The following is a 14,127-nucleotide window of genomic DNA, read 5'->3' on the forward strand; positions in this document are numbered from 1 at the left end:
GCTCACGGGCCCGGAGAGAGGACCCACGGGGGACAACTGGCTATGTGGTATAGACCAATCTAGCAGAGCTGGCCCGCCAGGTCCCCCGCTTCCGGGGCTTCGGGTTCCCGCCTTGCGTCACGCGTTCCCGCCTCCCGTCGACGCGTCACTCCCGTTCCATGCTCGGCGCTCCGGGGTGCCTTCGCAGGTCGAGCCCCGCCGACGCTGGAAGCGGTGGCCGAGCTGGCCATGCGGGTCCGGCCCGATGTACAACAAACATCTGCCGACGCGTAGACACAAGCGAATGGTCTAGTCCACAATGCGTGGGTAAAAGCATCCGCCCTTCCCGCACAGGAGGGCGGACCGAGGAACCGGCACTCTCTGCCCTGACCGTGTCGGATCCTTAGATCGACCGTCCGGTACCGCACATTCCGGTGGTCGGTGTTCCTGAAGGGCTGCGGTGCCGTGGGTGGGTTGAGGGTCCCGCCCTGGCGCCGCGGCTCGTCGGGATTCTCCCGGAGCAGGCCCGCCGGACGTGCCAGGTACGCTCGCACACGTGCCCTCCATGAACGACCTCGTACGCCAGCACACCGCTCTCGGTGACTCCGATCTCGAGTGGCTGCATCTGCTGGTCTCGGAGTGGCAGCTGCTCTCCGACCTCTCCTTCGCCGACCTCGTGCTGTGGGTTCCCACCCGCGACGGCACCCGCTATGTCTCCGTGGCGCAGATGCGGCCCAACACCGGGCCCACCTCCTACCAGGACGACATGGTCGGCCACCTCGTCCCGCGCGGCCGCCGCCCGCTGCTCGACGCCGCCCTCGACGAGGGCCGCATCGTGCGCGAGGGCGACCCCGAGTGGCGCGAAGAGGTCCCGGTGCGGGTCGAGTCCATCCCCGTACGCAGGGAAGGGCGGGTCCTCGGGGTCATCGCCCGCAACACGAACCTGCTCACGGTGCGCACCCCTTCGCGCCTCGAACTGACCTACCTCCAGTCGGCGTCCGACCTGGCCCAGATGATCGCCGCGGGGTCCTTCCCGTTCCCCGGCCAGCAGGTCGACATGGACGCCTCCCCGCGTGTGGGCGACGGTCTGCTCCGGCTCGACGCGGACGGCATCGTCCAGTACGCGTCGCCGAACGCGCTCTCCGCGTACCACCGCCTCGGCCTCGCGGCGGACCTGGTCGGCCACCACCTCGGCACGGCGACCGCCGAACTCGCCCCGTCCCGCGGCCCGGTGGACGAGGCGCTCGCCAAGGTCGCCAGCGGCTGGGCGCCCCGCGAGTTCGAGATCGAGGGCGGCGACGGCGTGATCCAGCTCCGCGCGATCCCGCTCAAGCCCAAGGGCCCGCGCATCGGTTCGCTCGTCCTGCTCCGCGACGTCACCGAACTGCGCCGTCGCGAGCGGGAGTTGATCACCAAGGACGCGACCATCCGGGAGATCCACCACCGGGTGAAGAACAACCTCCAGACGGTCGCCGCGCTCCTTCGCCTCCAGGCGCGCCGCATCGACTCCGCCACCGGCCGCGAAGCCCTCGAAGAGGCCGTACGCCGCGTGGGCTCCATCGCGATCGTGCACGAGACGCTGTCCCAGAACCTGGACGAGCGTGTGGAGTTCGACGAGATCGCCGACCGTGTCCTCGCGATGGTCGCCGAGATCTCGCCCGGCAAGGTCACCGGCCGGCGCACCGGCCGCTTCGGCATCCTGGACGCCGAGGTCGCGACCCCGTTGTCGATGGTCCTCACGGAGATTCTCCAGAACGCCCTGGAGCACGGCTTCCAGGAAGGGGACACCGGCACGGTCGAGGTCTCGGCCGTGCGTGGCGGCACCAGCAAGGACGCCCGTCTCCTGATCACCGTCCAGGACGACGGCGTCGGCCTGCCCGACGGCTTCGATCCGCACCGCTCGGGCAACCTCGGCCTTCAGATCGTCCGCACCCTGGTGGAGGGCGAGATGGGCGGCACGTTCGACATGGTGCGCGCCCCGGAGCGCGGCACGCAGGTCCTCCTCGACATCCCGGTGCGCGCCGACAAGTAGCGCACGCGGGCAGGGAAGTGCGCTACGGAACACGCATACGGAACGCGCATACGCAAAGCAGTGAGCCCCGGACCGAAGTGGTCCGGGGCTCACTGCTCACGTTGCATTGCGCATCGGGGGGTACTGCGCGGCTGCGGCTCGGGGGCGGGAGATGCGTACTCGCTGTACGCGCCGCCGGGCTAAAGCTCGTAGGGGGGCGTGACCGTCAGGCGCTTGCCTGGCGTGCACGGTTGCGAGCGGCACGGCGCTTCATTGCGCGGCGCTCGTCCTCGCTGAGGCCACCCCAGACACCCGAGTCCTGGCCGGACTCGAGCGCCCACTGCAGGCACTGCTCCATGACGGGGCAGCGGCGGCAGACGGCCTTGGCTTCCTCGATCTGCAGCAGCGCAGGACCGGTGTTGCCGATGGGGAAGAAGAGCTCGGGGTCTTCCTCGCGGCAAACGGCGTTGTGACGCCAGTCCATGGCTGCTACCTCTCCTTGGTATTACGTACAAGCTTGCTTGTGAATGTGAACGCTTTCACGAATCCCTCGACGACGGAAGGGACTTTCGTCACATACGCGACGATGTCCTATGTGTTGAGGAGGGGGTTCTGGCTTTCTGTGGGGCCGATGTTGCGGGCCGTCCCGATCGCCATGTAGAGATTCGCAAACCTCGGCGGCGGATACAACCCCTTCCGGCAAGTTTTTTTTGATTCCTCAGTGTCGGCTGGGTCACAGCCGTACTTCCATGGGGTGGACCCTGGCCTAAACGTTCGAGTGAAAGGAGTTTGGGCCCTTCCACTCACACAATCACACGCAGTGCACGGCGTACGCCTGTGAACGTCACGCTCGTGCGCAGCCCCAGGTGGTCACCGTCCATCTGGAGGGGGAGCGGCACCTTCGAATGCAAGGTGAAGTCGGTGAGGTCATGGAGCGTAACCGCGTGCTTGCCGTGGGGTCCGCGATCGGGCGTCGACGTCAGGAGCTGGGTGCCGTAGCGGGCCACCGCGGTGGTCGAGAGCTTGCTGAGACCGAGCACGTCGAGGCCGGTGTCGAAGGAGGCCTGCGGGGACGCGTACATCGGGCGATTGCCCAGGTAGGTGTACGGAGAGGTGTTGCAGACTATGGAGAGCACGAGGTCGGTCACCGGGTCCTCGCCGGCCCGTTCCAGCGTGATCATTCCGTGTCTGCGGTGCGGCTCGTCGAGGAACTGGCGGAACACCTGGCGCAAATACAGCGCATGGGTGGACCGCTTCCCGCGCTCCCTCTGTTGTTCGACCCGTCCCACCACTCCGGCGTCGAAACCGAATCCGGCGGCGAAGGTGAACCAGTGCCCGGGAATCGCCTCGTCCTCCGTGCCGGGAGTTCCCGACAGGTGGCCCAGGCTCACTGTGCGTTCACTTCCCTCACGCAGGGCGTCGAGCAGAGCGCCGGTCGCCTCCACGGCGTCGTTCGGCAGACCGAGGGCGCGCGCGAAGACGTTCGTGGAGCCGCCGGGGACGACGGCGAGGCGTGGCAGACGGTCCGGGTCGGGGCCGTTGTGCAGCAGGCCGTTGGCGACCTCGTTGACCGTGCCGTCCCCGCCGAGCGCGACGACGAGCTCGATGTCCTTGCTCTCGGCGGCCTGTCTTCCGAGGTCCCGGGCGTGCCCGCGGTACTCCGTGGTGACCGCCTCGAGTTTCATCTCGCTCGCCAGCGCGTGGATCAGTACGTCACGCGTGCGCGCGCTGGTGGTGGTTGCCGCCGGGTTGACCACAAGGAGTGCACGCATGCGAAGCAGCGTACCTAGCGGTCATGAACGGGCCTAGACCGAGGGGGCGGACCGGAGGCCGGAGCGCGGACACGCACAGCTACCCTGCAAGGGTGAGTACACAGCGGAACCCCACCCCCGAAGCCCCGGAATCAGGCCCCCGTCCCGGACGTCTGACGGCCGCCGCGGCCCTTGCCGCGCTGGAGGGCGTCGCACTCATCGCCGCCGGTGTCTACATGCTCGTGATGGGCCTCGCGGGTGACCCCGACAACCCGGAACAGGCCACGACGGGCGGCGTCACGCTGATCGTCCTCGCGCTCCTGCCCCTGCTCGCCGCCCGCGGCCTCCTGCGCCGCCGCAGCTGGAGCCGGGGGCCCGCCATCATCACGCAGATCATGGCGCTTCCGGTGGCCTGGCAGCTGCTGCAGGCCGACAGCGTGGCCATCCCGGGCGGCATCGCGCTCGCCGCGGTCGCGGTGGCCGCGCTCATCCTGCTGGTCAATCCCGCCACGACCGAGGCGCTCGGCATCAAGGGCCCGGGGAACGTACAGGACGACGTGAAGTAGCCGTCCCGCACGACCACACCTTCCGAGAGCGAAAGACCTTCCGAAGGAGCAGACCAGGAGGGGCGGTCTGCTCCTTCGTCACTCCTCGACGAGGAGCTTCTCGCGCAGCTGCGCGAGCGTGCGGGCGAGAAGCCGGGAGACGTGCATCTGGGAGATGCCGACTTCCTGGGCGATCTGCGACTGCGTCATGTTGCCGAAGAACCGCAGCAGCAGGATGCGCTTCTCGCGCGGTGGAAGGTCTTCCAGGAGCGGTTTGAGGGACTCCCTGTACTCGACGCCCTCCAGGGCCTCGTCCTCCGAGCCCAGGGTGTCCGCGACCGCCGGGGACTCGTCGTCCGTGTCGGGGACGTCCAGGGACAGCGTGGAGTAGGCGTTGGCCGACTCAAGGCCCTCCAGGACCTCCTCCTCGGAGATGCCCAGCTTCTCGGCGAGCTCGTGCACCGTGGGCGAGCGGCCGTGCAGCTGGGACAGCTCCGCGGTCGCCGTGGTCAGCGCGAGCCGCAGCTCCTGGAGACGCCGCGGGACCCGGACCGCCCAGCCCTTGTCGCGGAAGTGACGCTTGATCTCACCGACGACCGTGGGCGTCGCGTACGTGGAGAACTCCACGCCGCGCTCCGGGTCGAAGCGGTCCACGGACTTGATCAGGCCGATCGTGGCGACCTGCGTCAGGTCGTCGAGCGGCTCGCCGCGGTTGCGGAAGCGGCGGGCCAGGTGCTCGACGAGCGGCAGGTGCATGCGGACCAGCTTGTTGCGCAGGTCCGCGTACTCGGGACTGCCGTCCTTCAGCTCGCGCAGCTCGATGAACATCGCGCGTGCACCGCTGCGGTCCTGCGGATCGTGCCGGGTGTGCTGCTGCTCACCGTGTTCGCTCATGTATCCCGCCCGTTGCGCGCCGCCCCGGGCGGAGGGCTTGGTGCGCTCCTCCTGGGCGGTCGGCTCTGCCTGCTCCGACGCGTCAGCCACAGTCGACGGACCCGGCTGCTCCGGGTCCTCGGGGTGCGGCCTGGCCTGCTGCTCGGGGATGCTGGTGAGGGCCGGCTCCACCGGGGCCTCGCGCCCCCTCGTCGGCGTCCCACCCCGGCCACCGGGCAGACCCCGTGTGCCGCGCTCTTCGTCCCGCACCGGCCCCTCCCTGCCCCTCACGCCGGCCCGGGTCCCGCGCCGCGCTTCTTGTAGAGACTGATCGAGACGGTGTTGTCCTCGGCCACGGAGGAGTCGACCTGACCCGCGAGGGCGGACAGCACAGTCCAGGCGAAGGTGTCCCGTTCCGGGGCCCGGCCGTCGGTGGTCGGCGCCGAGACGGTCACCTCCAGGGAGTCGTCGACGAGCCGGAAGACGCAGCTGAGCACCGATCCGGGCACGGCCTGCTGGAGCAGGATCGCGCAGGCCTCGTCGACCGCGATGCGGAGGTCCTCGATCTCGTCGAGAGTGAAGTCCAAACGGGCCGCGAGACCGGCCGTGGCCGTACGCAGCACCGACAGATAGGCACCCGCAGCCGGAAGGCGGACCTCGACGAAGTCCTGATTCCCGGGCTCGCCTGCGATCTGGGACACCCTCACCTCCAAGGTGGTACAAGCACTTTCGGGGCTCCAGGTCCGCCGTCCCACGGCGGTCCGGACTGCGTCACACGGGTAACGCACCACGTAGTTATGCGGTGACGCTACCGCGCTCCCCAGTTCCGTGTCCCGGGGACCCCGCTCCGTTGCTGTCACTCATAGTAAGCCTAAGGGTACGGAGAGTGGCTAGGGGTCTCGCGGTCCCAATTGGAGAGTACGGGCGTCGGGTTGACGTACCCAGGCCTCAGACGATCGAACCGTCCACGAAGCACCAACGCCAGCTCTCGCCGGGTTCGAACGTCCTCATCACCGCGTGCCCGGTGTCCTTGAAGTGTGCCGTCGCGTGCTGGAAGGGCGAGGAGTCGCAGCAGCCCACGTGACCGCAGTCGAGACAGAGCCGCAGTTGCACCGGGTGACTGCCGACCGCGAGGCACTCGGGGCAGGTCTCGCTCAGCGGCGCGGGTTCGGGGTGCGGCAGCGCTGCCACATGCGGGCACTCGTTCATGATTGCCAGGTTACGACGGGAACGCGTATCGCGGAGGGCCTGACCGATGGACGTACTGCCCCTGGTGGCACTGATCGCGGCGAGTGCGGCGGTGGCCGGAGCCGCCCGCTGGACCCCGGTGCCCGCGCCGCTGCTGCTCGTGGCGGTGGGTCTCGTCGCCGCGTACGTGCCCGGGGTGCCGGACTATCACCTGGACCCGCACATCGTGCTGCCGCTGATCCTGCCGCCCCTGCTGCACACCGCGGCCCTGGAGAGCTCGTACCTCGATCTGCGCGCCAACATCAGACCCGTGGCGCTGCTCTCGGTCGGGTACACGCTGTTCGCGACCCTCGCCGTCGGCTATCTCGCGTATCTGCTGATCCCCGATCTGCCGCTGACCGCCGCGCTGGTCCTCGGCGCGGTGATCGCGCCGCCGGACGCGGTGGCGGCCACAGCCATCGCGCGGAAGGTGGGGCTGCCGTCGCGGATCACCACGATCCTGCAGGGCGAGTCGCTGGTGAACGACGCGACCGCGATCACCGCCTACAAGGTCGCCCTTGCGGCGGCGGTCGGCGAGGGCGCGAGCTGGGCGGGCGGCATCAGGGAGTTCCTGGTGGCCGCGGTCGGCGGGGTCGGTGTCGGGCTGATCCTCATGGTGCCGCTCCACTGGCTGCGCCGGCACATGAAGGAGGCGATGCTCCAGAACACCCTCTCCTTGCTCATCCCCTTCGTCGCGTACGCGGCCGCCGAGCAGGTCGGCGCCTCCGGAGTGCTCGCGGTGGTCGTCGTCGCCCTGTTCCTCGGGCACCGCTCCTGGGAGGTCGACTTCGAGACGCGGCTCCAGGAAGCCGCCGTGTGGAAGGTCGTCGCGTTCATCCTGGAGTCGGCGGTCTTCGCGCTCATCGGTCTGCAACTGCCGCTCGTGCTCAAGGGGCTCGGCGAGTACAGCGGGCTCCAGGCGGCCTGGTATGCGCTGGGGGTCTTCTTCTTCGTCGTCCTCGTGCGCTTCGTGTGGTCGTATCCGGCGACCTATCTGCCGCGGCTCGTGTCGAAGCGCATCAAGGAGCGGGAGTCCGACATGGACTGGCGGCGGCCGCTGATCGTCAGCTGGGCCGGGATGCGCGGTGTGGTGTCGTTGGCGATCGCCTTCTCGATCCCGCTCGTCATGGACGACGGGGAGCCGTTCCCCGCGCGGAACCTCGTCCTGTTCCTGACCTTCACCACGGTGATCGGCACGTTGGTCGTGCAGGGGCTCTCGCTGCCGTGGCTGATCGGGGTCCTGAAGCTTCCGGGGCGTGACGCGCAGGCGGAGACGCTCGCGGAGGCGCAGGCGCAGAACGCCGCCTCGCAGGCCGCGGAGCGGCGGGTGGACGAACTCATGCGGGACGAGCGCAATCGCCTTCCAGAGCCCCTCCAGGACCGTCTGCGCACCGTCCTCGAGCGGCGCCGCAACTCCGTGTGGGAGCGGCTCGGTCAGTCCAACCCGGTGACGGGGGAGTCCGCCGACGACACCTACCGCAGGCTCGCCCGCGAGGCGATCGCCGCGGAGCGGGAGGTGTTCGTGACGATGCGGGACGAACGGCGCATCGACGACGAGATGATGCGGACGCTGTTGCGGAAGCTGGACCTTGAGGAGGCCGCGGCCTACCGGGAGGTCGAGGACTGAGCCGTGGGCGCGGCCGCGTCCGTCGCGGTGATCACGGCCGTGACGGTGCTGCCAGGGGGGAACGCGCCCTCTTCGGAGAGGGCTGTCAGCGCGTACAGGAGCTTGGCCACGTAGACGCGCTCCACGGGGAGGCCGTGCCGGTCCTCGAAGTCGTTCGCGAACGCGGTGAGTTCGGGGGGAGTGCGGGCGTACCCGCCGAAGTGGAAGCGCTCGTCGAGGTGCCAGTTGGCGGTGGGAGCGCCGAAGGTCCGCTGTTGCAGCGCCTGTATCTCGGGGCCGAGGAAGCCGCCCTTGAGCACCGGTATGCCGAGCGCGCGCTGGTGCGGGGCGAGGCCCGCGGCCATCCCGGCCAGGGTGCCGCCGGTGCCGCAGGCCACGGCCGCCGTGTGGGTGTGGTCGCGCAGTTCCTCGCCCAGGGCCGTACAGCCCTGTACGGCCAGGGAGTTGCTGCCCCCTTCGGGGATCACGTACGGGTCTTCGGCGCCTGTCGCGTGCAGGAGGGCGGTCAGGATCTCCGGCTCGGTCTTCCTGCGGTACGTCGCCCGGTCGATGAAGTGCAGGCGCATTCCGTCGGCCGCGCAGTGCGCGAGCGACGGGTTCAGGGGGCGGCCCGCGAGTTCGTCGCCGCGGACCACGCCGATGGTCTCCAGGCCGAGGAGGCGGCCCGCCGCGGCGGTCGCCCGGAGGTGGTTGGAGTATGCGCCGCCGAAGGTCAGCAGGGCCTTGTGCCCCGCAGCGACGGCGGCGTCCAGGTTGAGGAAGAGCTTGCGGTACTTGTTGCCCGGGAGGTCCGGGTGGATCAGGTCGTCCCGCTTGAGTGTGAGGGTGACGCCGTGCCGCGCGAACCGGTCGTCCTGGAGCTCCTGCAGCGGGGACGGGAGCCGGGGGCGCGGGGTGGTCGGCGGGGTGGTGCTCACCCCGCCATTCTGCCCGGCACCGTGCGGACGGGCACGGTCGCGGCCGGCCCGCCCTGGGCGCTTGCCCTACTTGAGGCGCTCCTCGATACGCTCCCGCATGGCGTTCATGGTGAAGCCCTTGGGGTCGATCTTGCCCGGCTGCCATTCGAGGTGGCCGATCACCGACCGGTGGGTCCAGCCGTGGTGGCGGCAGATGGCCGCCGAGACCCTCTCGATGGCCTCCAGCTGCGCGTCGGGCCACGGATCCTCGCCGTCACCGAGGTTCTCGCACTCGAAGCCGTAGAAGTGGCGGTTTCCGTCGGTGTTCGACTCGTTGTCCGGCGGGAGCGCCTTCTCGGCGATGACCGCGCGCAGGACGTCGTCATCGCCTAGGCCCGCGTGGTTGGCGCGGCCGTACCCGACGAGGTGGACGCGGCCGTCCTTGGTGATCACGCCGTGGCAGAGCGGGCCGGGCAGCGACGCATACCCGTCCCGGCAGATCTCCACCGTCCGCGCGCTGCCCGACGTGACCGTGTGGTGGATCATCACGCCGTGCACGGGCCCCCACGGCCCCTTGTGGTTGCGGTTGTGGTGCGGCCAGTCGCCGACTTCGACGACCGTCACACCTTCGTCCTTGAGCACGTCCAGGAACTTGCCCGCGGACATGGGTGGGGCCATGGCCGACTCCTTTGCGGAGCGCGACGGCCGCCTGCCGCGGACCGTCTTGTACGCCCGCTTTTACCGGAACCACGGTGCCCGGACCAGCCGTTCGGAAGGAATCCGTTGCTGTTCGGGCACCGTGCGAGCCGATTTGGTCAGCCGCGGTGGTCGCCGCTGTGCAGGAACGCGTCGCCGTTCGTCGCGATGTGGGCCTCGACCGCCTGCAGGGCCTGCTGCGTGGCCACGGGGGTTCCCGTGCCGTGCTGCTGTGCGTAATACGCGGCGCCCAGCTTCTTCAGAAGGTCGCTGCCCGTGCGCTGCGCCTGGACCTCGTCGATCTTCTGCTTGCCCTGATTGAGTCCGCGCTGCGCCTGTTCCTTGGCGCGATCCAGGAAGCCTGCCATTGCCGTCTCCTACGGGGGTGCGGAGTGGTGCATATCGGTACGAACAGTATCGGCCGTTGCGTCCTGTTCAACGGATGCACGGATCTTGGAGTTCCCCGTCCCTGGGGACCCCGTTCCTGGTACGCGGGTGAGTGCCCCGCTTTCGCCTGGTCCATTCCCGCTCGTTTGTGTAATGGCGCCGACACGCACCGTGCTGGAAGGGTTGTCGTCGCAGATCAGCGCTTGATCGGGAGGGCATAGCCAATGTCGGTAGGCGAAGAGGTCCGTGCGGAACAGTCCGAGCAGCAGCAGAGCTTGGGTACGTCGGCCGCGCGGAATCTGGCCACCACCACCAAGTCCGCGCCGCAGATGCAGGAGATCAGCTCCCGCTGGCTCCTGCGGACGCTGCCGTGGGTGCAGGTGCAGGGCGGTACGTATCGAGTGAACCGGAGGTTGAGTTACTCGGTCGGCGACGGCCGTGTGACGTTCGTGAAGACCGGGGACCGGGTCCAGGTCATCCCCGCGGAGCTCGGCGAACTGCCGACCCTGCGGGACTACGAGGACGTCGAGGTCCTGGGGGAGCTGGCCCAGCGCTGCCAGCAGCGGGAGTTCGAGGCCGGCTCGGTCATCACCTCCTTCGGCAGCCAGGCCGACGAGGTGTACCTGCTCGCGCACGGCAGGGTCGAGAAGATCGGCACCGGGCCGTACGGGGACGACACGGTCCTCGGGACCCTCGCCGACGGGGCCTACTTCGGCGAGCAGGCACTGCTCGACCCGGAGGCCATCTGGGAGTACACGACGCGCGCGGTGACCGCGTGCACCGTGCTCACCCTGCCGCGCCAGGACCTGGAGCAGGTCGCCGAGCGCACGGAATCGCTGCGTGAGCACCTGAGGCGGCTGCGCTCCATCCCGGCCCAGCGGACCAACAAGTTCGGCGAATCGCCCATCGACCTGTCCGCGGGACACATCGGCGAGGCCGTGCTGCCGGGCACGTTCGTCGACTACGAGTCAGCGCCGCGTGAGTACGAACTGAGCGTCGCCCAGACCGTTCTGCGCGTCCACACGCGCGTGGCCGACCTCTACAACCAGCCGATGAACCAGACCGAGCAGCAGTTGCGGCTCACGGTCGAGGCGCTCAAGGAGCGCCAGGAGCACGAGCTGATCAACAACCGCGAGTTCGGGCTGCTCAACAACTGTGAGTACGAGCAGCGGCTGCAGCCCCACGAGGGCGTACCGAGCCCGGACGACATGGACGAACTGCTCAGCCGCAGGCGGGGGTCGAAGCTCTTCCTGGCCCACCCGCGCGCGATCTCCGCTTTCGGCCGCGAGCTCAACAAACGCGGGCTCGTGCCGGAGACGATCGACATGGGGGGCCACCGCATCCCCACCTGGCGCGGGGTGCCCATCTACCCGTGCAACAAGATCCCGGTCACCGAGGCCCGCACCACCTCGATCATCTGTATGCGTACGGGCGAGGAGGAGCAGGGCGTCGTCGGCCTGCACCAGGTCGGCCTCCCGGACGAGATCGAGCCGAGCCTGTCGGTGCGCTTCATGGGGATCAGCGAGCAGGCGATCATCTCGTACCTGGTGTCGACCTACTACTCCGCGGCGGTCCTGGTGCCCGACGCGCTGGGCGTGCTGGAGAACGTCGAGATCGGCCGCTGGCGATGAGGCCGTGTCTGTGGGCGCGCCGCCGGGTACACCCCATCCGTACGCGCCCGCAGGCCCAGGAAACGCCACCGTCCGCATCCTCCCCGGGGTGAGTCCATGACGGACACGACGACGGACATGACCACGGACATGACGGAGCCACAGGAGCAGGCGGGGCACGAATCGTCCGAGGCGGTGGAGATCCTGGCGTCGGCGCGGGCGTGCGTCGACCCGGAGCTGCGCCGGGCGATCGAGACCCTTCCCGGAGTGCTGCGCCGCGTCGCGCTCTACCACTTCGGCTGGGAACACGCGGACGGCACACCGGCGGCCGGGCACGCGGGCAAGGCGATCAGGCCCGCGCTCGTGCTCGCCGCGGTGGGCGCCCTCGGCGGGGACCAGGCCCTGGCCGTCCGGGCCGCGGCGGCGGTGGAGCTGACCCACAACTTCACCCTGCTGCACGACGACGTCATCGACCGCGACACCACCCGCAGGCACCGGCCCACCGCATGGACCGTGTTCGGTGAACCCGACGCGATCCTGGCCGGTGACGCGCTCCAGGCGCTGGCGCAGCGGCTGCTCGCCGAGGACCCGCACCCCGGGGCCCCGGCGGCGGCCGCCCGGCTCGCCTCCTGTGTGGTGGAGCTCTGCGCGGGCCAGCAGGCGGACGGCGCGTTCGAGCGGCGCGGGCCCGACGAGGTCACGCTCGACGAATGCCTCGCCATGGCCGAGGCCAAGACGGGGGCGCTGCTGGGCTGCGCCTGCGCGGTGGGGGCGTTGTACGCGGGGGCGGGGCGCAGCGAGGTGGACGCGCTCGACGGGTTCGGCCGTGAGGCGGGTCTCGCCTTCCAGCTCATCGACGACGTGATCGGCATCTGGGGCGATCCGGGGCACACGGGCAAGCCGGCCCGCGCCGACCTCGCCGCCCGCAAGAAGTCCCTGCCGGTGGTCGCGGCGCTGGCCTCCGGCACCCCGGCCGGCGCGGAACTGGCCGAGTTGTACGGACACCCGTCGGCCGACGGCGACCTGGACCGCATGGCGCACGCCGTCGAGACGGCGGGCGGCAGGGACTGGGCGCTGCTGCACGCGGGCGACCGGATGTCCCGCGCGATCAACCAGCTCGCCGGCGCGGTGCCTGTCCCGGAGGCGGCGGGCAGCCTGCTGGCGCTCGCGGAGTTCGTGACACGGCGCACGCACTGAACGTACGTAAACGCACGGAACGCACGGAGAGGAACCGAAAGAAACCGAAAGGAACCGAAAGAAACCGAGAGGAACCGAGAGGAACCGATAGGAGACGACAGGAGACGAGCCCCGCACCCCGCCGGGATCCGGTCAGGGTGCGGGGCTCGCCCGTGCGCGGGGGACCCGATCACCTAGGCTGCACCCGTAGCAACCAGCGGGGACGTAAGCGCAGTTGAGCGCGGGCGAGGGGCAAGGGGGCGGGGCTGTGGGCGTAGTCATCCGGAGGGCCGGGGAGAGCGACAGAGCGGACGCGGTCCGGCTGCTCGACGTGGCGTTCCAGAACGATCCGGTGAGCAGCTGGGTCTTCCCCGGCGAGGAGGACCGCCGCCGCAGGCACGGCGCTCTGATGGACGCCTTCTACGACCTGGCACTGAGTCAGGGCTACGTGGACATCGCGGAGGACGGCTCGGCCGTCGCGCTGTGGTGGTCCGTCCCCGCGGGCGGAGACGCGGACGCGGAGGCCGGCGCGGACGCCAGCGGCGAAGAGGGGCCCGCACAGCTGCGCGCGGCCATCGACCCGGACAACGCGCGGATCGAGGAGATCGGCAGGCTGACCGGCGAGGCGCACCCCACCGACCGGCCCCACCAGTATCTGCACATGGTCGGCGTGAGCCCGGAGCGGCAGGGCGAGGGGCTCGGCTCCGCGCTGATCGGCGCCGTGCTCGAACGCTGCGACAGGGAAGGGCTGCACGCGTATCTGGAGGCGAGCAGCAGCCGCAGCCGCGCGCTGTACACGCGGCTCGGATTCCATTTCACCGGCAAGGCCATAGACCTGCCGGACGGCCCGCACCTGTGGCCGATGTGGCGGGAACCCCGGCCTTTCGGCACGGACGGCGGCGACACCGACCGATTCGCATGAACCCGTGCGCTGCGTGGAGCTGCTCCTCTCCCGGTATCCCTTCTCGCCGGGCTATCCGGCAGGTTCGACCCGCCCTACCCTGAACGCATGGGCAGCGACGGGAGCCCGTCCGGCCCCCGCCCGCGGAGCGAGCCGGTGTGCGCGAGCTGCGGACGGCCTGTCGGTACGGCCATCAGACGACGCAAGTTGCGCGGGGTGTACGTCCCTGTGTGGGACCCCGGCCCCTGCCGCAACCCCCGGTGCGACGGGGTGACCGCCGTGGACGCCACTGCGGCGCGGGCGCGGGCGCAACTGGGCGAGCGGGTACGGGCATTCGTCGCTGAAGCGCAGGAGCTCGGCCTCTCGGACGACGAGGTGCGATCCCTCGTGGACACCGCCCTGCGGGCGTGAAGTGGCTGCTGGCGAGCAGCAGCGGACAGTGGCTGCT

The 14,127-nt window shown here is 70.0% G+C and carries 15 protein-coding genes; 7 read left to right on the plus strand and 8 right to left on the minus strand.

Features of this window, described 5'->3' with window-relative positions:
* Window positions 1–544: 544 nt before the first annotated feature.
* Window positions 545–2,011, plus strand: coding sequence for a PAS domain-containing sensor histidine kinase (locus ABXJ52_RS24895; RefSeq protein ID WP_367049244.1), 1,467 nt, complete (start codon window positions 545–547; stop codon window positions 2,009–2,011).
* A 205-nt stretch (window positions 2,012–2,216) separates the two neighbouring features.
* On the opposite strand, the gene ABXJ52_RS24900 is transcribed toward ABXJ52_RS24895, so the two are convergent.
* Window positions 2,217–2,474, minus strand: a complete 258-nt coding sequence (locus tag ABXJ52_RS24900) for a WhiB family transcriptional regulator (protein WP_016639615.1) — start codon at window positions 2,472–2,474, stop codon at window positions 2,217–2,219.
* A 319-nt stretch (window positions 2,475–2,793) separates the two neighbouring features.
* Complete coding sequence (locus ABXJ52_RS24905; RefSeq protein WP_367044896.1) at window positions 2,794–3,762, minus strand: diacylglycerol kinase family protein; 969 nt, start codon at window positions 3,760–3,762, stop codon at window positions 2,794–2,796.
* 92 nt (window positions 3,763–3,854) lie between these two features.
* Here ABXJ52_RS24905 and ABXJ52_RS24910 point away from each other — a divergent pair, with 92 nt between their 5' ends.
* Window positions 3,855–4,307: a hypothetical protein gene (locus ABXJ52_RS24910; protein WP_367044897.1), complete on the plus strand. Its 453-nt coding sequence runs from the start codon at window positions 3,855–3,857 to the stop codon at window positions 4,305–4,307.
* Window positions 4,308–4,385: 78 nt separating this feature from the next.
* Here the strand turns inward: ABXJ52_RS24910 and ABXJ52_RS24915 are convergent, their stop codons facing one another.
* The 3 genes from ABXJ52_RS24915 to ABXJ52_RS24925 form a co-directional block, all read right to left on the minus strand.
* Window positions 4,386–5,450: an RNA polymerase sigma factor SigF gene (locus ABXJ52_RS24915; protein ID WP_367044898.1), complete on the minus strand. Its 1,065-nt coding sequence runs from the start codon at window positions 5,448–5,450 to the stop codon at window positions 4,386–4,388.
* Window positions 5,447–5,860, minus strand: coding sequence for an anti-sigma regulatory factor (locus ABXJ52_RS24920; protein WP_135332116.1), 414 nt, complete (start codon window positions 5,858–5,860; stop codon window positions 5,447–5,449). The genes ABXJ52_RS24915 and ABXJ52_RS24920 overlap by 4 nt, the downstream gene beginning before the upstream one ends.
* A gap of 247 nt (window positions 5,861–6,107) precedes the next feature.
* Window positions 6,108–6,368 carry a UBP-type zinc finger domain-containing protein gene (locus tag ABXJ52_RS24925; RefSeq protein ID WP_160507162.1) on the minus strand — a complete coding sequence of 87 codons (261 nt, stop codon included), beginning with the start codon at window positions 6,366–6,368 and terminating at the stop codon, window positions 6,108–6,110.
* A 46-nt stretch (window positions 6,369–6,414) separates the two neighbouring features.
* Between ABXJ52_RS24925 and ABXJ52_RS24930 the strand changes: the two genes are divergently transcribed.
* The gene (locus tag ABXJ52_RS24930) at window positions 6,415–8,013 is read left to right on the plus strand and encodes a Na+/H+ antiporter (RefSeq protein WP_367044899.1); all 1,599 of its coding nucleotides are present in this window, start codon (window positions 6,415–6,417) and stop codon (window positions 8,011–8,013) included.
* On the opposite strand, the gene ABXJ52_RS24935 is transcribed toward ABXJ52_RS24930, so the two are convergent.
* From ABXJ52_RS24935 to ABXJ52_RS24945, 3 genes are all read right to left on the minus strand, one after another.
* Window positions 7,992–8,930, minus strand: coding sequence for a pyridoxal-phosphate dependent enzyme (locus tag ABXJ52_RS24935; protein ID WP_367044900.1), 939 nt, complete (start codon window positions 8,928–8,930; stop codon window positions 7,992–7,994). The genes ABXJ52_RS24930 and ABXJ52_RS24935 overlap by 22 nt on opposite strands.
* A 66-nt stretch (window positions 8,931–8,996) precedes the next feature.
* A complete protein-coding gene (locus ABXJ52_RS24940) occupies window positions 8,997–9,587 on the minus strand; it encodes an N-acetylmuramoyl-L-alanine amidase (RefSeq protein ID WP_367044901.1) in 591 nt (196 codons plus the stop codon).
* A 137-nt stretch (window positions 9,588–9,724) separates the two neighbouring features.
* A complete protein-coding gene (locus ABXJ52_RS24945) occupies window positions 9,725–9,973 on the minus strand; it encodes a hypothetical protein (RefSeq protein WP_367044902.1) in 249 nt (82 codons plus the stop codon).
* 243 nt (window positions 9,974–10,216) lie between these two features.
* Here ABXJ52_RS24945 and ABXJ52_RS24950 point away from each other — a divergent pair, with 243 nt between their 5' ends.
* The 4 genes from ABXJ52_RS24950 (at window position 10,217) to ABXJ52_RS24965 (ending at window position 14,090) form a co-directional block, all read left to right on the plus strand.
* Window positions 10,217–11,623 carry a family 2B encapsulin nanocompartment shell protein gene (locus ABXJ52_RS24950; protein ID WP_367044903.1) on the plus strand — a complete coding sequence of 469 codons (1,407 nt, stop codon included), beginning with the start codon at window positions 10,217–10,219 and terminating at the stop codon, window positions 11,621–11,623.
* A gap of 117 nt (window positions 11,624–11,740) precedes the next feature.
* Window positions 11,741–12,799 (plus strand): family 2 encapsulin nanocompartment cargo protein polyprenyl transferase, encoded by a 1,059-nt coding sequence (locus tag ABXJ52_RS24955; protein ID WP_367049246.1) that lies wholly within the window; start codon window positions 11,741–11,743, stop codon window positions 12,797–12,799.
* Window positions 12,800–13,046: 247 nt separating this feature from the next.
* On the plus strand, window positions 13,047–13,700 hold the full coding sequence (locus ABXJ52_RS24960; protein ID WP_367044904.1) for a GNAT family N-acetyltransferase: 654 nt from the start codon (window positions 13,047–13,049) through the stop codon (window positions 13,698–13,700).
* Window positions 13,701–13,958: 258 nt separating this feature from the next.
* Window positions 13,959–14,090 carry a hypothetical protein gene (locus ABXJ52_RS24965; protein ID WP_367044905.1) on the plus strand — a complete coding sequence of 44 codons (132 nt, stop codon included), beginning with the start codon at window positions 13,959–13,961 and terminating at the stop codon, window positions 14,088–14,090.
* Window positions 14,091–14,127: the final 37 nt, after the last annotated feature.

The organism is Streptomyces sp. Je 1-332 (assembly GCF_040730185.1).
In the GTDB taxonomy this organism is placed as follows: Bacteria; Actinomycetota; Actinomycetes; order Streptomycetales; family Streptomycetaceae; genus Streptomyces.

Bases quoted from the DNA above. Each gene is read 5' to 3' on its own strand.
- ABXJ52_RS24900 (WP_016639615.1), bottom strand. From the start codon at position 2,474: ATGGACTGGCGTCACAACGCCGTTTGCCGCGAGGAAGACCCCGAGCTC.
- ABXJ52_RS24905 (WP_367044896.1), bottom strand. From the start codon at position 3,762: ATGCGTGCACTCCTTGTGGTCAACCCGGCGGCAACCACCACCAGCGCG.
- ABXJ52_RS24925 (WP_160507162.1), bottom strand. From the start codon at position 6,368: ATGAACGAGTGCCCGCATGTGGCAGCGCTGCCGCACCCCGAACCCGCG.
- ABXJ52_RS24950 (WP_367044903.1), top strand. From the start codon at position 10,217: ATGTCGGTAGGCGAAGAGGTCCGTGCGGAACAGTCCGAGCAGCAGCAG.
- ABXJ52_RS24945 (WP_367044902.1), bottom strand. From the start codon at position 9,973: ATGGCAGGCTTCCTGGATCGCGCCAAGGAACAGGCGCAGCGCGGACTC.
- ABXJ52_RS24955 (WP_367049246.1), top strand. From the start codon at position 11,741: ATGACCACGGACATGACGGAGCCACAGGAGCAGGCGGGGCACGAATCG.
- ABXJ52_RS24930 (WP_367044899.1), top strand. From the start codon at position 6,415: ATGGACGTACTGCCCCTGGTGGCACTGATCGCGGCGAGTGCGGCGGTG.
- ABXJ52_RS24895 (WP_367049244.1), top strand. From the start codon at position 545: ATGAACGACCTCGTACGCCAGCACACCGCTCTCGGTGACTCCGATCTC.
- ABXJ52_RS24940 (WP_367044901.1), bottom strand. From the start codon at position 9,587: ATGGCCCCACCCATGTCCGCGGGCAAGTTCCTGGACGTGCTCAAGGAC.